Consider the following 18,214-nt stretch of genomic DNA (forward strand, 5'->3'; position numbering starts at 1 on the left):
CTCACGAGTAAAACCCTGGCTTCTCCACGACACGCGGCTGCTCCTTCACTACAAATGAATGACTCACAACCAGCCTGACGCAGAGGGATATCGCGCCCTGAAGGGGCTTTAGAGGACGATACGTGGACAAAAACTCCAGAGGAAGGGACGAAGGCATTCGAGAAGGGCCCGGAAACTCCAGAGGAGGGGCCGAAGAAGCGGCGTCGGTTGCATCCGGCGTGGGCCGTGGCGGCGGTGGCGTTTTTGGCGCTCGTGGGTGCCGCCGGATTCCGTGCCGCGCCCGGTGTCCTCATGGTGCCGCTGCAGCAGGAGTTCGGCTGGTCCACCACGGTCCTGTCTGCCGCGGTGAGCATTAACCTGGTGCTGTTCGGGCTCACGGCCCCGTTTGCCGCGGCCCTCATGGAGCGGTTCGGCGTCCGGTCCGTCACCGCCGTCGCGCTCGGACTGATCGGTGCCGGCAGCGCCCTGACCGTGCTGGTCAACCAGTCCTGGCAGATCCTCCTCACCTGGGGCCTGCTCATCGGCCTGGGCACGGGTTCCATGGCGCTGGTGTTCGCGGCGACCATCGCCAACACCTGGTTCACCAAGAGCCGGGGCCTAGTGATCGGCATTCTGACCGCCGGCAGCGCCGCAGGGCAGCTGGTCTTCCTGCCGTTCATCGCCTTGCTCGCCCAGGATCCGGGCTGGCGCCAGGCCTCGCTGCTCATTGCCGCCGGGGCGCTGGCTGTGGTCCCGCTGGTGCTGAAGTTCCTGAAAAACTCACCGGCCGACGTCGGGGCGTTGCCTTACGGGGCAGAGGAACCGTCCGGGGCCACCGCCGAAGGGGCGGCCCCCGCCGGGAAGACGGAGGCGGTCCCCGCCGGGAAGACGGAGGCGGCCCCGGAACCCCGCCGCAACGCCGCCGTCCGGGCGCTGCAGGTGCTGCGGACCGCCAGCCGGAACCGCACGTTCTGGGCGCTCGCCGCCGGGTTCGCCATCTGCGGCGCCACCACGAACGGGCTGATCGGCACCCACTTCATCCCGTCCGCCCATGACCACGGCATGCCGGAAACGACGGCGGACGGCCTGCTCGCCGTCGTCGGGATCTTCGACATCCTGGGCACCATCGCCTCCGGGTGGCTGACCGACCGTTACAACCCCCGGATCCTGCTCGCCGTCTACTACCAGTTCCGTGGAATCGGGCTTCTGGTGCTTCCACTGCTGCTGGGCTCCTCGGTCCAGCCCAGCATGATCGTGTTCGTGGTGATCTACGGCCTCGACTGGGTGGCCACGGTTCCGCCCACCGCCGCGATCTGCCGCCAGGTGTTCGGCGCCGACGGCAGTGTGGTGTTCGGCTGGGTGTTCGCGGCGCACCAGCTCGGTGCCGCCGCAGCCGCCCTGGCTGCCGGGGCCATCCGCGACGCCACCGGCCACTACACGTATGCCTGGCTGGGAGCGGCCGCAATGTGCACCATCGCCGCGGTCATCAGCGCCACCATCCGCAAAGACGCCGGACGGCGGCGGCCCACAGCAGTGGCAGTTGCTTCAGTAGACTGAGCGGGGCGCCCCTGGGCGCGGCTCCTTCGGCAGAACGCGCTACGCGTCCCCGAGGCGCACATTGCCGGACTACAGCTGGGGGACACTGAATGGCACTGCTTACTGCCCGACCAAAGGACGACAGACCCGCCGGGGGACCCGGCGCCGATGATCCCGGCCGGGCCTCCGGTCTGCTGCAGCCTGCAGAACCACGGCTCCGCGGCCGCTGGCCCGTCCTGGCCGCCGTCGAACTGGTGGTCCTTCTGGCCGTACTGGCGACGGCCGTTTTCGTCGCGGGCCGCCTGGACGCCTGGGCGGACAAGGGCCTGGACTTCAGCGTCTACTGGTACGGCGGCAAGATTCTTAACGACGCCGGCCCGGCGCCGTCGGGCCTCTACCAACCCACTTTGGACTGGGCCGGCGGACCGGAACTGCCTTTCACCTATCCGCCATTCGCGGCGCTCCTCTTCAGCCTGCTTGCGAAACTGCCGCAGGCCACCGCGTTGCTGCTGTTCAACACGGCCGGCGTGGCGGTGGCCGGCTGGGTGGCGGCGCTCGGTGTCCGGTACTGGAACAGCAAGCCGGGCTGGCGCAGCACCTTTGCCTCCCCGACGTTGCGGTCCGCACTCAACCGGCTCGGCGCCGTCGTGCTTTTTCTTGCTGTCCTGAATCTGGGGCCGTGGCGCGAAACCCTGGTCTTCGGCCAGATCAACATCCTCCTGCTGGGACTGATGACGGCGGACCTGCTGTCCGGCAGCCCCCGCTGGCGGAACGGCGTTCCCGGCAGCGGTTTCCTGGTGGGCGTGGCGGCCGGCATCAAGCTGACGCCCCTGGTCTTCGGCCTGTATTTCCTGGTGCGCAAGGACTGGCGCGGACTGCTGAACATGGGCGCCGGCTTTGCCTTGACGGTGCTGCTCGGCTGGGTGCTCCGCCCGGCCGAATCCCTCAGCTTCTGGCTGGAGATTCTTCCCGACACGTCCCGGATCGGCGGCGCCGGCTACGTGGACAACCTCTCCATCAAGGGCGCCCTGCTCCACTTCGGTGTGCCGGCGGACGTCGTGGACGTGCCGTGGATGCTCCTGAGCCTGCTGGTTGTGGGTCTGAGCGCGGCCGTCATCAGGACCGCCAGCAGCCAGGGCGCCAGAGTGGTGGCCATTTCCGCGACGGCACTCACCATGCTCCTGGTCAGCCCCGTCTCGTGGTCGCACCACTGGGTCTGGATGGCGGCAGTGCTTCCGGCGTTCGCCTGGACCCTGCGCGAAACCCCCCAGCGCCACCGGCTGTCGCGCTGGGGAATGGGCGCCGTCCTGGGCGTGTCCACGGTGGTGTTCCTGTTCTCGCCGAAGACCATCGGCACGGCACTGGGCGCCGAAAACCTTGACCTTCAGACGCCGGGGCCATGGATCATGGCGTCCAGCGCAGGGGTGTTCTGCGCGCTGGCCATCATGGTGTGCTGGCTCGTGGTCCTCCGGCGCGATGCCGTGGCGGAGCTGGCCGAATGAGCACAGCACTGGTCACCGGCGTGGGGCGCCTCGCCGGAATCGGTGCGGGGATCGCCCGCCAGCTGGCCGCCGACGGCTGGGACCTGGTGCTGACCTACTGGCAGGACTACGACGCCCGCATGCCCTGGGGCATCCAGCCGGACGACGTCGGCCGGCTCACCGCCGAACTGGAGGCCATCGGCTCCAAGGTGGTGGCGCTGGCCGCCAACTTCCAGGACCCCGGCGCCGTGGACCGGCTCATGGCAGAGGTGTCCGCGCAGGCAGGAGCTCTTCACGGCATGGTGCTCAGCCACGCCGAATCCGTCGACTCGGGCATCCTGGACACCAGCCTTGAAAGCTTCGAGCGGCACTTCGCCGTGAACACCCGGGCCAGCTGGCAGCTGATCCGCGCCTTCGCGCAGCAGGCAACGGACGACGGCGGCGCGATCGTCGCGCTCACCAGTGACCACACAGCGTTCAACCTGCCGTACGGTGCGTCCAAGGGGGCACTGGACCGGATCGTCATCGCCGCAGCGCGTGAGCTTGGACCGCTGGGCATCAGAGCCAATGTGCTGAATCCCGGGCCTGTGGACACCGGCTGGATGGACGGACCGCTTCGTGAAGAACTGACCCGGCGCCAGCCCGGCGGCAGGCTGGGAACCCCCGCGGACGTGGCGGGAACCGTGGCATTCCTGCTGTCCCCGGCAGGCCGCTGGGTGTCCGGTCAGCTCATTAAGGCCGACGGCGGGTTCTCGGCCTGACGCTTTCGGGGCACCCTTGGGGTGGCCCAGGTCCCGGCCATGGGAAGTGCGTCCTGCCGCTAGAACCGTGTAGTGCCGCGCATCCGGCGGGGCCGGCCGTCCGGGTCCACCACGAGACGGTTTGCAGCGCCTGCCCAGAGACGCTGAAGGGGTGGCACCGGCTCAGGAGTGTGGTGGCGCACCTGTCCCTTGGGACGGGGCGTGCGGCGGCCTGTTGCGTGCCAATGGTCCAGAGCGTCGGCATAGGCGTTCCAGAGTTTCAGCCCGGCCGCCGGGGCGTGGAGCTGAGGGTCATCCTCGTCCAGGCCCAGGTGTTCGGCCCAGAGCTGGAGCCGCAGCCCGTAGGCCAACGGCCGGGAAGCGCCGGAAACCGCGTTTGGCCCTTGCCCAGCGTCTGAAGTGGGCGGTTCCGGAGGAGCGGCAGTGGTGTCGATGACGGCGCAGGTGAGCTCGCTGTCGGTGGTCCAGGAGCGACGGTTGAAGTTGTCCGATCCGCAGGTGAACCAGGCATCGTCGATGATGCAGATCTTGGCATGCACATAGATCGGAGTCCCGGCACGGTTTTCCAGATCAAACACCCCGACCCTGTCGGGCGCAACCCGCCGCATCCTGCTGATGGCACGGATCTGCCCGACCCGCTTGGGCGGTCCCCCGAGAATGCCGTCCGAGTCCGGGTAGCGCGGCACGACGGCGATTACGTTCAACTCGGGGTTGCGTTCCAGGGCCGTTGCGATGCCGGCCGCGACCTCTTCAGACCACAGGTACTGGTCCTCGATGTAGATCAGCGAGCGGGCCCGGGCGAAGGCTTTCGTGTAGGCCCGTGCGATGCTCCGCTCACCGCCAGGTGCGAACGGGAACGGCGGGTGCTTCATACCGTAGGTACGCAGCAGCTGCACGGCATGAGGTCCCGCAGGCGGCGGGGGCGGCGCAGTGGCCGGAAGCGGTTCGGGGTGCCGGGGCATATCGGCCAGACGTTGCAGCAGCATCCGGTACGGTGTCCGGCGGTCCAGGGGATGGGGATCATTCCACCGTTCGGCGAACAATTCCAGCACATCTGCCACGACCGGGCCCCGGAGTTCGAGCGCGGCATCGTGCCACGGCGGTGTTTTTCCATACCGGGAATCCATGGCCACCGCCTGCGGGTCCCCTTCGTGATCGGCATCGTCCCGGCGGCTGTGGGAAAGATCGATCCCGCCCACGAACGCGACGTCCCGCGACGGGTCGTCCCGCCGGCGGATGACGACCATTTTCTGGTGGTGGCAGCCGAAGAGGCGCACCCGCTGGTCCAGCAGCACCTCCCCGCCGGCGTCGTTGATCTGTTGGCTGAGGAGCTCGTTGGACCGCCGGCTCATCGGGGCCGACACGCGCTCGCCGTGGGAACGCCAAATCAGGCCGCGCACTTCCACTCCGGCCCGGGCCACCCCGGCCAGCAACTCACCGATCGTCGGTCCATCCGCCGTCAGCCGCTCGTCGGCATCGCCACGCCAGTCGGTGAACCACACGCGGTCTCCCGGATCCAGGGCCGACAGCTCCTCAAGCAACCGGGCGAAGTAGGTGGCCCCGTGAATGAGGGGCCGCACGAGGTTGCCTTCCGACCACGACGGCGATTCGGCACCGCCGGCATGCACGCTGGTGGCGGCATTCCCCCGCTCAGCGCCACTCAAGAACCAGGCGCCGGTACTGCTGTCCACTCGGTGGTCTCCGGTCCTTACTGGGGCCGGGGGATCGTCAGCGTCAGCCATGTGCCCAGTATGCTCCCGGCCATGCGCCGGGGCGAGAGCTAAACAGCGCCTCAGCGGAACGCCGGCAACCCGGTGATGTGCTGGCCGAGGATTAGGGTGTGCACCTCGTCTGTCCCTTCGTAGGTGCGCACCGACTCGAGGTTGGCGGCGTGCCGAAGGGGAGAATAGTCCAGCGTGATGCCGTTGCCTCCCAGGATGGTCCGGGCTTCCCGCGCCACCTTGATGGCCTCGCGGACGTTGTTCAGCTTGGCCAGCGAGATCTGCTCGGGCCGGAGGTGGCCGGAGTCCTTGAGCCGGCCCAGGTGCAGGGCGAGCATGGTGCCCTTCTGGACCTCGAGCAGCATGTTGACGAGCTTCTCCTGCGTCAGCTGGTACCCGGCCAGCGGCTTGCCGAACTGCTGGCGCTCCATCGAATACCGCAGCGCTGCCTCGTAGGAGTCGCGGGCCGCGCCCATGGCGCCCCAGGCGATGCCGTACCGTGCCTCGTTGAGGCAGCTGAACGGGCCGCTTAGTCCCCGCGCACCCGGCAGCAGTGCCTCCGGCCCCAGCCGGACGCCGTCGAACGTTACATCGCACTGGATGGAAGCGCGCATGGACAGTTTCTGCCCGATGGGGGTGGCGGTGACGCCCGCTGTGCCGGCGGGCACGAGGAAGCCGCGGACGCCGTCGTCGGTCCTTGCCCAGACCACCAGCACGTCGGCGACGGAGGCGAGCCCGATCCACCGTTTGGCGCCGTCCAGGATCCAGCCGGCGTCCTCGCCGTTCCCGTCCTGCCGCGCAACGGTGGTCATCGACGACGGGTCCGAGCCCGCAGTCGGCTCCGTCAGCGCGAAGCAGCCGATCACCTCGCCGGCGGCCATCCGGGGGAGCCACTCCTGTTTCTGGTCCTCTGAGCCCCATTTGTGGATGGCGGTCATCGCCAGGGAGCCCTGGACCGAGACGAACGTGCGGATCCCGGAATCGCCGGCTTCCAGCTCCATGGCGGCCAGGCCGTACTCGACGGCGGACCGGCCTGGGCAGCCGTAGCCTTCGAGGTGCATGCCCAGGACGCCCAGCTCGCCGAGCTGCGCGGGCAGGTGCAGCGGGAAGACGCCCTGCTCGTACCAGTCGGCGATGTCGGGGCGGATCTGCTGGTCGGTGAAGTCCCGGATCCGCTGCCGGAGGACCAGCTCGTCGGGAGTCAGCAGGGAATCGAGCGCCAGGACATCCGAAGGGTCCGGGAGGCCGTACTCGGCCGAAGCTTCCGCAGGATCAAGGGCATCATCGCTCATTGCAGCATCCTACGTGCCTGTGCGGCCGTGCCGGGGGACTACCGGCCCGCGGGAACCTGGTTGCTGCCCAGGAAGTACCCGCGGGTTGAGGGCAGGAACCGGCAGACAGCGGCCAGCACTACGCCGAGGGCCAGCAGCACCACTCCGCTGACGAAGGCCCCGCCGACGCCGAAGATCTGCGTGTTCCCGTAGGCCGGATCCCACATCTGCGCCGCAGAGATAAAGAACGCCGCGGTCAGCAGCAGCGCCCCGAGCAGCGGGAGGATGCCGCGGAACCACAGGTTGCGCGCGGACTTCCGCAGCGTGTCCCGGAAGTACCAGGCGCAGGCAAAGCCGGTGAGGGCGTAGTAGAAGGCGATGAACAGGCTGATGGAACTGATGGAATCGGACAGCAGGTTCTCGCTGAGGTAGCTCATGGCCACGTAGTACACGATGGCCGCGGCGCCCATCACCTGGGTGGAGAAGCCAGGGGTCTGGTTCCGCTCGTGGACCTCCCCGAACTTCGGCGGCAGGGCCCGGTGGACGCCCATGGACAGGGTGCCGCGGGCGGTGGGGAGGATGGTGGTCTGGGTGGAGGACAGCACGGACGCCAGCACCGCCACCACGATCAGCCAGCCCCAGGGACCCAGCACCACGTCCTTCATCGCGAGGAACACGTCGTCCTGGTTGTCGGCGTTGGCCAGCCCGATTCCCTCCGACCCCACGGACGCGTACATCATCACCAGCAGCGCCACCGAGACGTAAATGGCCACCAGCACGAACGCCGAAATAACCGCGCCGCGGCCCGGGGTGGTGGCCGGGTTCTCGGTTTCCTCGTTCACCGCCAGGCACGTGTCCCAGCCCCAGTAGATGAACAGGGCCAGCAGGATGCCGTGCACCACCGCCCCGGGATCGGCGAACGCCCCGGCCGGGTTGAACCATTCGGCGTCGAACGGCTGGCCCGTCGGTGCCCCGCCTGTCAGGCCCGCTATCCGGAGGATGATCGCCACCGCGAAGATGCCCAGCGAGATGTACTGGACGTACGTCAGGGTCCGCTGGACGTGCTCACCCAGCCGGATCCCGCGGTAGTTGACGAGGGTCATGAAGGCGATGAAAACGACGCCGGTGGCGGTCACCACTGCCTTGTTCCCCGCCAGTGACCCGTCGCCGATGAGCAGCCACACGTACTGGCCCGCCACCTGTGCCAGGTTGGCCAGGACCACCACGCCGGCCAGGGCCATGCCCCAGCCGCCCAGCCATCCCGCCCAGGGGCCGAAGGCGCGGCGGGCCCAGATGAACGTGGTGCCGCAGTCCGGCATGGCGCTGTTGAGTTCGCGGAAGGCGTAGGCGATGAACAGGACGGGAACGAAGCCCAGGACCAGGATCAGCGGGGTGTAGTTCCCGTTGACGGCCACGATCAGCCCCAGCGTCGCGGCCAGCGAGTAGACCGGCGCGGTGGAGGCGAGGCCCAGCATCACGGAGTCGCCAAGGTCCAGGATCCCGGCGCGGAGTCCCTTGCCGGGGACGGCACCGCCGGGCTGGTTCGCGGCGCCGCCGGCCGCCGTCGTCGTTCGGGTTTTCATAGGGCTATCCCTGCCTTGTTCGCGTTGGCTTGTGCCGCCTGGACGCTCAGCGGCGCCGGCGCGTCAATGGTGTTGGGGACGAAGCGGCAGAAGTAGTCGGTGACCGGCCCGTCGGACTCGCGGATGCCGCAGCCCACCGATTCGCCGTCCACCACCCACAGGCCCAGGACGGGATGGTTGCCGTCGAAGTCGGGCAGGGAATGGTACTGCTGGTAGCACCAGCCTTCGCGGCCGTATCCGCCGGGCTTCTCCAGGCTGATGCCCTCCGCATGGATCCGGATGTTGTCGCCTTCGCGGCCGTGCAGCGGCTTGGCCACCCACTCCTTCAAAGGTCCGGGGTCGTTGAGGTAGGCGGGCAGCAGGTTCGGGTGGTCGGGGTAGAGGTGCCACAGGGCGGCCAGGAGTGCCTTGTTGGACAGCAGCATTTTCCAGGCTGGCTCCACCCAGCGGGGATTGTGCGAGCGCTGCAGCAGGCGGTGGCCGAACGGCTCCTTCATCATCAGCTCCCAGGGGTAGAGCTTAAAGATGGTGCTGATCATGAAGTTGTCCATGTCCACGAAGCGGTTCAGGTTCGGGTCCCAGCCGATGTCGGACATGTTGATGCCGATGGTGGTCCACCCGGCCTGGCTGGCAACGTCGCGCATGTAGGCGGCCGTCATCCAGTCCTCACCCGATTCCTCGGCTTCGGAGTGGGCCACGTGCAAGGTGCTCATTCCCGTGCGGTACTGCAGCTTCTTCCACTGCCGGATCAGTGCCTCGTGGATGCCGTTCCACTGGTCCTTCTCCGGGAAGACATCCTGCAGCCAGAACCACTGCGCCACGGCCGCCTCGATGAGGCCGGTGGGCGTGTCCGCGTTGTACTCAAGCATCTTGGCCGCGCCGCCCTGGCCGTCATAGATGAAATCGAAGCGGCCGTAGATGTCCTGGTCCCCGGCCTGCAGCGACTCGGCGGCCAGCTCGAGGGCCTGCGGGCCGATGCCGATGGGGCCCATGGCGCCCGTGGCCAGGAACTTCGCGGCCTCCAGGCACATCCTGTGCATGTCCTCGGCCGTGATCTCCAGCGCCTCCACCTCGTCCATGGTGAATTCGTAGTAGGCGGCCTCGTTCCAGTACTCGATCTTCTTGCCGCCGGGAAGGGTGGTGGTGGAGAACACCAGGCCCTGTTCCTCGATCTTCTGCTTCCAGTCCGGCCGGGGCTCCGAGAGTAACCGCTTCACGCCTAGCCTCCCGTGCTTCCGCCCTTGGAGCTGCTGCCGAAGCCGCCCCTGCTGACCGTGCCGCCTTTGCTGCTGTACCCCGAGGACGTCTTGGCCCCCTGTGGCACTGTCCTGGTGAAATTCGGGTAGGCCGTCCGGTTCTGGCCGATGCCCGGGACGCTGGCACCGCGGGCATAGAAGTACCAGGCATAGAGGGCGCCGCCGCGGCCGGCCGAGCTGTTGCACTGGGTGTCCTCGACGCGCTCGCCGGTTTGCTCGTTGAAGCAGACCTGGGCGTAGTCGGGGTCCTGCTCATTGCTGGCCACGATCGCGGTGATGGTGCCCGCCAGAAGGGCCGTGACACCGAGGCCCACCACCACCGTGCGGCGCTGCGATCGCTTCTTCCGGGCCGCCGCGTCGCGCTCGCGGTCGCGGGCGAACGGATCGAAGACGGGGCTGGGCTGGGGGACGCCAGTTTCGCTCGGGTGCCCGGGGCCGGTGGTTGCCTTGCCCCGGGTTCCGCTACGGGGTTTTCCCTTGCCTGGTTTCCCGGGTCCTTCCTGTCCCTGCGTGCCGGGGGCCAGCAGCTCCGGGTGGAGCTCGGGCTTGGGCACCTGCCAGGGCGGCGGCTTGGCCGGACCGCCCGACGGGACGCCCCCGCCGGACCTGCCGTCGTTTCCGCCGGTCACGTCGTCGTGCCGGGGCCCGTCGGCGTCCTTGCTCGGGTCCTTCTCCGGGTCCATGGTTCCCCCTGCTGCTCCATGCTGGTGGTGGCCGGAACGCATGGCTGCGGCCGGCGGAACCGGCTGTCCGTGCAGCCGGTGAATACTGCAGCAAGCCTAGTGGCTGGTGGGTGCTGCGGTGAATAAATTTCCACACCCCACCGTCCCGCCGGAAACACCAAAAGCGCTGGTCAGGCCGAGAACCTAGACTGGTGCCATGCACACAGCTACTCTTCTTGCCGTTTGCCGGGTCCACCAGCTCCTTCCGGACGAGGGAAGCGTGGGCGTCACCGCCATCGACAAGCGCCCCGTGGACGGGCCGGTGAAGGTGCACAAGCTCGGTTTGCACGGTGACGTCCAGGCCAGCCGCATCCACCACGGGGGAGAGGACCAGGCGCTCTACGCCTATTCCCAGGCCGACGCCGACTACTGGATCGGTGAGCTGCAGCGCGAACTGCCGCCGGGGATCTTCGGGGAGAACATGCGCGTCGCAGGGATCGAAACCACTGGCGCCGTCATCGGTGAACGTTGGCGGATCGGGCTGGATGTTGAGGTTGAGGTCACCTCGCCGCGTGTTCCGTGCGCGACCTTCCAGCGGCGCATGGACGAGGCCCAGTGGGTCAAGCGGTTCACACAGGCCGGCCGGGTGGGCGCCTACCTGCGCGTCGTCAAGACCGGATCCGTGCAGGCGGGCGACCACATCCACCGACTCTTCGTGCCCAAGCATGGGGTGACAATCGGCCGCTGGTTCAGCGAGCCCGACGTCGACGCCATCGAGGCCCTGCGCGATGCCGAGGCCGATGGTGAAATCCGGCTGCAGCCCGAGTACCACGACCGGTTCGAGCAGATGCTCCGCCGCGTCGGCGGCTAGACCGGCGGTACTGCCGCGTTTCTGCACCGCTTTCAGCCGGCCGGGGTGGACGCCCTCCTGAATCGGCGCGGGCGCAGGACTGCATCGGCGCGGAAACCGGGGCAAAAATGCCGCGTGTGCGCAAGCTCACCGCCCCCGCCGGGCCCTCGGTTCGTCCGCATGCGCTGTCATGCCCTACACTGGAAACATCCCCCACTCCGGAAATCCCTTATTCCTGCCCAATTTTTGAGGCAGGACTGGCAAGTGTTGGGGCCCGCAAATGTGATGCGGGCAGTTTCATAGGGAGAGCCGGCTGAAGAAAACGCTGTACAGACTGCTGGGATAGCAGCCAAGAGATGCAGTGCGAAGTCCTGCCACGGGATTGCGAAAGCGCCGGACTTCGACGTGACCGGCCGGTCAATGAATGCCCGGCGCCCACGGCACAAGTACTGCGGCTCCGCTCACCTCGGGTTGTGCCGCCTGGCCCCCTATGGATGAGGAATATTTCCCTATGCCCGAAAATCACGACGACGCCACCGAGGCGACCGCCGAAACCGCCAACATCGAATTCACCGAGGCTGCTGTTCCCGTAGCCGAGCCCGCCGAGGCCGCAGCCCCCGCTGCAGCCGAGCCGGAAGAAGAAGGCGTTCGCTTCACCGACCTTGGCCTCGACGGCCGGGTCCTCGCCGCCTTGCAGGACGTCGGCTACGAAAAGCCCTCGCCCATCCAGGCAGCCACCATCCCGCTGCTGCTCGAAGGCCGCGACGTAGTCGGCCTGGCCCAGACCGGTACCGGTAAGACTGCAGCATTCGCAGTACCGGCACTGTCCCGGCTGGCCGAACTCCACGACCTCAACGGCCCCTCCCGCAAGACGCAGGCCCTGGTCCTCGCACCGACCCGTGAGCTGGCGCTCCAGGTTGCCGAGGCCTTCACCTCGTACGCCAAGCACATGGACGACTTCACTGTCCTCCCCGTCTACGGCGGCTCCGCCTACGGCCCGCAGCTGGCCGGCCTGCGCCGCGGTGCCCAGGTTGTTGTGGGTACCCCCGGCCGTGTGATCGACCACATCGCCAAGGGCTCCCTGGACCTCTCCGAACTTCAGTACCTGGTGCTGGACGAAGCGGACGAGATGCTGCGCATGGGCTTCGCTGAAGACGTGGAGCAGATCTTCCAGCAGACCCCGGAAACCCGCCAGGTGGCGCTCTTCTCGGCCACCATGCCGAGCCAGATCCGCCGGATGTCCAAGCAGTACCTGAACAACCCTGCCGAGGTCCAGGTCAAGTCCAAGACCACCACCGGCGCCAACACCCGCCAGCGTTACCTGCAGGTGATGGGCCCGCACAAGCTCGATGCCATGACCCGCATCCTCGAGGTCGAAGAGTTCGACGGCGTCATTGCCTTCGTGCGCACCAAGATGGCCACCGAGGACCTCGCCGACAAGCTGCGTGCGCGCGGCTTCCAGGCTGCCGCCATCAACGGTGACATCCCGCAGCAGCAGCGCGAACGCACTGTTGACGCGCTGAAGGAAGGACGCATCGACATCTTGGTTGCCACCGACGTCGCCGCCCGCGGCCTTGACGTTGAGCGCATCAGCCACGTGGTCAACTACGACATCCCGCACGACACCGAGTCCTACGTGCACCGGATCGGCCGCACCGGCCGTGCCGGCCGTTCCGGCGACGCGATCCTCTTCATGACGCCCCGGGAGAAGTACCTGCTGCGTTCCATTGAGAAGGCCACGCGGCAGCCGGTGGAGCAGATGCACCTGCCGACGGCGGAGACAGTCAACTCGCTGCGCCTGGGCAAGTTCGCTGACAAGATCACCGAGACGCTTGAGTCCGAGGACGTGGCGGCATTCCGCGACCTCATCGCTTCCTACGAGGAGGAACACAACGTGCCGGCAGCAGAAATCGCTGCGGCACTGGCCGTCATGGCCCAGGGCGGACAGCCGCTCCTGGTCAAGGAACTGCCTGCTGCTCCCGAGTTCCAGAAGCGCGAACGTTCCAAGGACGGCTTCGGCTCGCGCGGCCCGACCCGTGCGCTTACCGAAGGCAACGCCACCTACCGGATCGCGGTGGGACGGCGCCAGCGTGTCATGCCGGGTTCCATCGTGGGTGCTATTGCCAACGAAGGCGGAATCTCCTCGTCGCAGATCGGCGGCATCGACATCCGCTCGGACCACTCCCTCGTGGAGCTTCCCGCGGACCTGAGCCCCGAGCAGCTGCGCGCCCTGTCCCGCACCCGCATCGGCGGCGAGCTGATCCACCTTGAGCTCGACAGCGGCCGCAAGCCCTCCGGTGACCGCGGCGATCGTGGTGACCGCGGTGGCTACCAGGGCGGTGGCCGCGGCGGCAACTTCAAGGGCAACGGCGGCTTCAAGAAGGAATTCCGCAAGAACGACGGCGAGCGTTCCTCCGCTGACCGCGGCGGCCGTGCGTACAGCGAGCGTTCCGAGCGCGGCTTCGGCGGCGACCGGGGCCAGTCCAGCGACTCCCGCTTCGGCGGGCACGGTGATGGCGCACGCAAGCCCCGCCACGGCAGCGAAGGCGGCCACCGCGACTTCAACCGCAAGGGCAAGTGGTAACCACCCCCTCGCGGTAATTCGCGCGATGAATGGCGCTGTGGTGAATCCCGCATCCGAATAGAGACAGGCCGGCTGATCAGCCGGCCTGTCTCTATTTAAGCCGTTCCACCTGGCCCGCGTGTACGCTTCGTCACATCTGCGTCCCGATAGGCCCGGGAGGGGCGTCCAGAGGGGGCCCGGATCCCGCTTCGGGCCTGTATTTCCGCGGTTTTTCGGGCCAGGGAACCCCGTTCCGCCGCCGATTTGTTGAGTGTGAAATCTTCGGGTAGAGTATTTACTCGTTGCCCCCCTAGCTCAGTGGTAGAGCGCGTTCTTGGTAAGAACGAGGTCACCGGATCGATTCCGGTGGGGGGCTCGGAATGAGGGCCTGTGTCAAGGCGGTCTTGACCGGCTTGACACAGGTTTTTCTCATTCGTGGCGGTGTAGCTCAGTTGGTTAGAGCGCACGACTCATAATCGTGAGGTCGGGAGATCGAGCCTCCCCACCGCTACCGAATCTGCAGGCCAGAGGCATTCAGCCCCTGGCCTGCTTTTGTTTTTGGCGAGCGCGGCACCAGCCGACTTACGGACACGACGGCGGGCGGCGTGTCCCGTGTCAAAGTGCCCCATCTTGGACTGCTTCCGTCCTGGACCGGCCCCGTGACCCGGTGGCCCTAAGCCTTGGTGACGCTGATGCGCACGTTCGGGCACGAGTCAGCCCATCGGATCAGGGCTGCCTTCTCGGCGCTGTCCGCCCGCAGGCCCCACCGGATCTTCACGGCGATCCAGTTGCCGATGTATTCGCACTTGTTCGCCGGCGGCATCCATGCCTCCGGACCCTTGGCCTGCTTGGCGGAGTTCAGCGAGGCCGTCTGCGCGTTCAGGGACCGGCCGTCGCCGAGGTCGTTGTAGAACGCCACCCGGCGCGCCTGTGACCAGGAGCGGGCGCCGGAGCCCCACGCCTCGTGGACGGGCACCGTGTGATCGATCTCCACGGCTGACGCCACGGTGTGCGTGCGGTTGTCCCACCTGGTGACCCAGCGGCCCGTCCGCACGGTGCACCGGCGCGCGCTGGTGTACGTCGCGGCGGCCTTCGCCTCCTGCAGCAGGACCTCGGCCCGGGTGTTCTGGCAGTCGCGGTTGGTGTCCAGCCACGTGCCGAAGTAGCGGGTCCGGTCGTAGCCGGCATTGTTCTCCGCGGCCACCGCGAGGGCGCGGACAGCGACCGGATCCAAATGCCTGACGTGACGGACGCAGCGTGGGCAGCCATCCGGCGTCGTGCCTGCTTGAACGGCCCAGCGTGCAGGCCGGAGTGATTGATGCAATCCTGTGGGAAGGCTGCGGATGGTTCCGGAACCGGCGCAACCGTTGTCATCCGGGCGGCTTGACCCTAAGGTCGGACTGCACACCGCAGGCGGACAACAGGAGCGGACATGGCCAGGCTGATCTACTTGGGACTCATGTCCCTTGACGGGTACATCGCGGACCGGGACGGCAACTTCGACTGGGCCGAGCCGGACGCCGAGGTCCATACCTTCGTCAACGAGCTGATGCGGACGGCGGGAACCCACCTGCTCGGCCGCCGGATGTACGAGGTGATGGCGGCGTGGGAGCATCCGGAGGACTTCGGCGAGATTCCCGGCTACATCCGGGACTTCGCGGACCTCTGGCAGGCAGCGGACAAGGTGGTCTTCTCCCGCACCCTGAAGGACGTGAGCACCGCCCGGACCCGGATCGAGCGGGAGTTCAGCGCCGACGCCGTCCGGCGGCTCAAAGCCGACGCCGGCCGGGACCTGGCGGTGGGCGGCGCGGAGTTGGCCGCGGCCGCCATCCGGGCGGGGCTGGTGGACGAGTTCCAGATGTTCCTCTCGCCCGTGGCGGTGGGCGGCGGCAAGCGCTTCCTCCCGGATGACGTCCGGCTGCGGCTGGAGCTGCTCGAGGAGCGGCGGTTCGGCAACGGCACCGTGTTCCTCCGCTACGCCAACCGGACTGACTGACCGGATGGGACACAATGGGGGCATGACCCGTATCGCAATCATCGGCGGCCACGGCAAGGTGGCCCTGCATCTGTCCGCCCTCCTCACGGAACAGGGGCACAGCGTCACGTCCTTCGTCCGCAACCCGGACCATTCGGCGGACGTCGCCGCCACCGGTGCATCGCCGGCGGTCCTTGACGTTGAAAACTCGACGACGGCGGAGATCGCCGCCGCGTTCAAGAACCACGACGCCGTGGTCTGGTCAGCAGGCGCCGGGGGAGGGAACCCGTCCCGCACGTATGCGGTGGACCGCGACGCCGCCATCCGTTCCATGGACGCGGCCGCGGAGGCCGGCGTCGGCCGCTATGTGATGGTCTCCTACTTTGGCGCGGGCCCGGACCACGGGGTTCCCGAGGGGCACAGCTTCCACGCGTATGCCGAAGCCAAGGCCGCCGCCGACGGGTACCTCCGCGGCACCAAGCTCGACTGGACCATCCTGGGGCCGGGTACGCTGACCGAAGGGCCGGGGGACGGGCTGATCGACGTGAATCCCGCCGACGCCGGTTCCGGGACGCAGACCTCGCGAGCCAACGTGGCCATCGTCGCCGCCGCGGTGCTTGACCTGCCGGGAACCGCTGGCCGGACCATCGAATTCCGCGACGGCACCCAGCCGGTGGCGGCCGCGCTGGACGCCCTGCGGTAGCCCTGCCCGGGTCCAGCCGGCCTGCCAGCAGGAGCGCGAACGCACACTTGAGCCCCGGCGGGTGCGGGGCTTAACTGTACGTTCGCGCTGATGGTCAGCGGCGGCAGCGCCGCGACGGCGTTCGGCGGCAGCTGCGCCGGGGCAGGCGTAGGGGCCGGAGCGTTCCCGGTAGGGTTGAAAGGCACGGCCGCCCTCCGTGCGAGGCGTGGCGCACTCCGGGGAAAGTGGGCACATGGACCAGTTGGCACTCATCATAGGGCTGCTGCTTGCCACCGTGGTGGCAGTCGGTCTCGGGGACCGGCTGCGGCTGCCCTACCCGGTCCTGATGCTGCTCCTGGCCGTGGCGCTGACGTTCTTCCCGGGCTTCCCGGACATCGAGATCCCGCCGGAGCTGATCCTGCCGATCTTCCTCCCGCCGCTGCTGTTCGCCACCGCCCAGCGGAGCTCCTGGGCAGTCTTCCGGGTCCGGTGGCGCACCCTCATCATGCTCGCCGTGGCCCTGGTGGTCATCTCCACCGCTGTGGTCGCGGGCGCCGCGTGGCTCATGATTCCCGGCATCGGTATCCCGGCCGCCATCGCACTGGGAGCCATGGTGGCGCCGCCGGACCCCGTCGCGGTGGAATCCGTTGCCGGCCGCGTGCACATGCCCCGGCGGCTGATCACGGTGCTGCAGAGCGAAGGACTCTTCAACGACGCAGCCGCCATCGTCATCTTCCAGGCAGCTGTGGCCGCCGCCGTCGGCGGCACCAGGATAGGGCCCGACGTCGTCCTCAAGTTCATCGTGGGGGCGGCACTTGCCGTCGTGGTCGGGATCGCCATGGGCTGGCTGACGTCGCTGATCACCCGGCTGGTGGCGTCCATGGTGGCCCGCAGCGCCGTGACCCTGGTGGTGCCGTTTGCCGCCTACATCCTGGCGGAGGAGTTCCACGCGTCCGGGGTGATCGCCGTCGTGGTCACCGCCTTGGAGATGCAGCGGCACACCCGCCCGCAGGATGCCGCCGAGCGGGTGACCCGGACGGCCTTCTGGGACGTGGTGGAGCTGCTGGTGACGGGGCTTGCCTTCGGGCTCGTGGGGCTCGAGATCCAGGATGTGGTTCGCACGGAAGGTTCAGCGATCTTCGGGATGGCGGGGACCGCCGTCGTGGTCTGCATCCTGGTGTTCGCCGTCCGGTTCGGCTGGCTGGGTCTGCTGGCGGTGTCCGCCCGCAAACGGAAGAACCTGCTGCAGCCGACCTCCGCCAAGGAGGTCCTAATCCTGACCTGGTGCGGCATGCGCGGGCTGGCCACCCTGGCCCTGGCGCTGGCCCTCCCGGTTGCGCTCGCGGACGGCACGCCGTTCCCGGCGCGGGACCAGGTGCTCGTCACGGCATGCGCGGTCCTGCTGGCCACCCTGGTGCTGCCGGGCCTGACCCTGCCGTGGCTGATGAGGGTTCTGAACGCGTCCCAGGACGGCACCGAGGAACGCGACGCAGCACGGCTGCTTGCCCGCCGTGCGCAGGCGGCCGCCGTGGCCGCGCTGAAGGTCAACGAGCTTGTGAAGGAGCTGCCGCCGGAGAAGGTGGCGCTGGTGAAGGAGAAGATGACCCGGCTCCATGCCGAGCTGCTGGATGGCAGCCTCCGCAACGAGAGCCTGGCCGAGAAGCGTGAGCGGGGCCGGGAGCTGGCCATCACGGTCCAGACCATTGCCCTGGACGCCGCGCGGCAGGAAGTCGTCGCGGCCCGCAGCGAACCGGACATGGATCCCGAGGTGGCGGACCGGGTGCTGCGCCAGCTCGACCTGCGGACCATGATCATGCCGGAGTAGGGATCGTGCCGGAGTAGGAGAGCGCGAACGTACACTTAAGCCCCGGCGGGTGCGGGGCTTAAGTGTACG

General features: G+C 68.1%; 14 protein-coding genes and 2 tRNA genes. 10 read left to right on the plus strand and 6 right to left on the minus strand.

The window, feature by feature from the left end; translation table 11 throughout:
• The first annotated feature begins 207 nt into the window (after window positions 1–207).
• The 3 genes from ACFRAU_RS25490 to ACFRAU_RS25500 all read left to right on the plus strand — a co-directional run bounded on the left by ACFRAU_RS25490 (window position 208) and on the right by ACFRAU_RS25500 (window position 3,757).
• Window positions 208–1,536: an MFS transporter gene (locus ACFRAU_RS25490; RefSeq protein WP_378001943.1), complete on the plus strand. Its 1,329-nt coding sequence runs from the start codon at window positions 208–210 to the stop codon at window positions 1,534–1,536.
• 89 nt (window positions 1,537–1,625) lie between these two features.
• Window positions 1,626–3,017 (plus strand): glycosyltransferase 87 family protein, encoded by a 1,392-nt coding sequence (locus ACFRAU_RS25495; RefSeq protein WP_378001944.1) that lies wholly within the window; start codon window positions 1,626–1,628, stop codon window positions 3,015–3,017.
• Entirely contained in the window at window positions 3,014–3,757 is a 744-nt protein-coding gene (locus ACFRAU_RS25500) for an SDR family oxidoreductase (RefSeq protein WP_378001945.1), read from the plus strand. The genes ACFRAU_RS25495 and ACFRAU_RS25500 overlap by 4 nt, the downstream gene beginning before the upstream one ends.
• A 59-nt stretch (window positions 3,758–3,816) precedes the next feature.
• Here ACFRAU_RS25500 and ACFRAU_RS25505 read toward each other — a convergent pair whose 3' ends face one another.
• From ACFRAU_RS25505 to ACFRAU_RS25525, 5 genes are all read right to left on the minus strand, one after another.
• Window positions 3,817–5,448 carry a phospholipase D family protein gene (locus ACFRAU_RS25505; protein WP_378001946.1) on the minus strand — a complete coding sequence of 544 codons (1,632 nt, stop codon included), beginning with the start codon at window positions 5,446–5,448 and terminating at the stop codon, window positions 3,817–3,819.
• A gap of 101 nt (window positions 5,449–5,549) precedes the next feature.
• Complete coding sequence (locus ACFRAU_RS25510; RefSeq protein ID WP_378001947.1) at window positions 5,550–6,770, minus strand: acyl-CoA dehydrogenase family protein; 1,221 nt, start codon at window positions 6,768–6,770, stop codon at window positions 5,550–5,552.
• Between the two features lie 38 nt (window positions 6,771–6,808).
• Entirely contained in the window at window positions 6,809–8,332 is a 1,524-nt protein-coding gene (locus ACFRAU_RS25515; protein WP_378001948.1) for an APC family permease, read from the minus strand.
• The gene (locus ACFRAU_RS25520; RefSeq protein WP_378001949.1) at window positions 8,329–9,549 is read right to left on the minus strand and encodes a glutathionylspermidine synthase family protein; all 1,221 of its coding nucleotides are present in this window, start codon (window positions 9,547–9,549) and stop codon (window positions 8,329–8,331) included. The genes ACFRAU_RS25515 and ACFRAU_RS25520 overlap by 4 nt, the downstream gene beginning before the upstream one ends.
• Window positions 9,550–9,551: 2 nt before the next feature.
• The gene (locus ACFRAU_RS25525; protein WP_378001950.1) at window positions 9,552–10,271 is read right to left on the minus strand and encodes a Tat pathway signal protein; all 720 of its coding nucleotides are present in this window, start codon (window positions 10,269–10,271) and stop codon (window positions 9,552–9,554) included.
• Window positions 10,272–10,467: 196 nt separating this feature from the next.
• Between ACFRAU_RS25525 and ACFRAU_RS25530 the strand changes: the two genes are divergently transcribed.
• From ACFRAU_RS25530 to ACFRAU_RS25545, 4 genes are all read left to right on the plus strand, one after another.
• Window positions 10,468–11,121: an MOSC domain-containing protein gene (locus ACFRAU_RS25530; RefSeq protein WP_377997309.1), complete on the plus strand. Its 654-nt coding sequence runs from the start codon at window positions 10,468–10,470 to the stop codon at window positions 11,119–11,121.
• Between the two features lie 490 nt (window positions 11,122–11,611).
• On the plus strand, window positions 11,612–13,684 hold the full coding sequence (locus ACFRAU_RS25535) for a DEAD/DEAH box helicase (RefSeq protein WP_378001951.1): 2,073 nt from the start codon (window positions 11,612–11,614) through the stop codon (window positions 13,682–13,684).
• Window positions 13,685–13,967: 283 nt separating this feature from the next.
• A tRNA-Thr gene (locus ACFRAU_RS25540) sits at window positions 13,968–14,039 on the plus strand.
• A 61-nt stretch (window positions 14,040–14,100) separates the two neighbouring features.
• A tRNA-Met gene (locus tag ACFRAU_RS25545) sits at window positions 14,101–14,174 on the plus strand.
• Between the two features lie 162 nt (window positions 14,175–14,336).
• On the opposite strand, the gene ACFRAU_RS25550 is transcribed toward ACFRAU_RS25545, so the two are convergent.
• Window positions 14,337–14,897 carry an HNH endonuclease family protein gene (locus ACFRAU_RS25550; protein WP_378001952.1) on the minus strand — a complete coding sequence of 187 codons (561 nt, stop codon included), beginning with the start codon at window positions 14,895–14,897 and terminating at the stop codon, window positions 14,337–14,339.
• A gap of 198 nt (window positions 14,898–15,095) precedes the next feature.
• On the opposite strand from ACFRAU_RS25550, the gene ACFRAU_RS25555 reads away from it, so the two are divergent.
• From ACFRAU_RS25555 to ACFRAU_RS25565, 3 genes are all read left to right on the plus strand, one after another.
• Window positions 15,096–15,659, plus strand: a complete 564-nt coding sequence (locus ACFRAU_RS25555; protein ID WP_378001953.1) for a dihydrofolate reductase family protein — start codon at window positions 15,096–15,098, stop codon at window positions 15,657–15,659.
• A 22-nt stretch (window positions 15,660–15,681) separates the two neighbouring features.
• Window positions 15,682–16,341: an NAD(P)H-binding protein gene (locus ACFRAU_RS25560; RefSeq protein WP_378001954.1), complete on the plus strand. Its 660-nt coding sequence runs from the start codon at window positions 15,682–15,684 to the stop codon at window positions 16,339–16,341.
• 232 nt (window positions 16,342–16,573) lie between these two features.
• Window positions 16,574–18,145, plus strand: coding sequence for a Na+/H+ antiporter (locus ACFRAU_RS25565; protein ID WP_378001955.1), 1,572 nt, complete (start codon window positions 16,574–16,576; stop codon window positions 18,143–18,145).
• Window positions 18,146–18,214: the final 69 nt, after the last annotated feature.

Source organism: Arthrobacter sp. NPDC056691 (assembly GCF_042791415.1).
Lineage (GTDB): Bacteria > Actinomycetota > Actinomycetes > Actinomycetales > Micrococcaceae > Arthrobacter.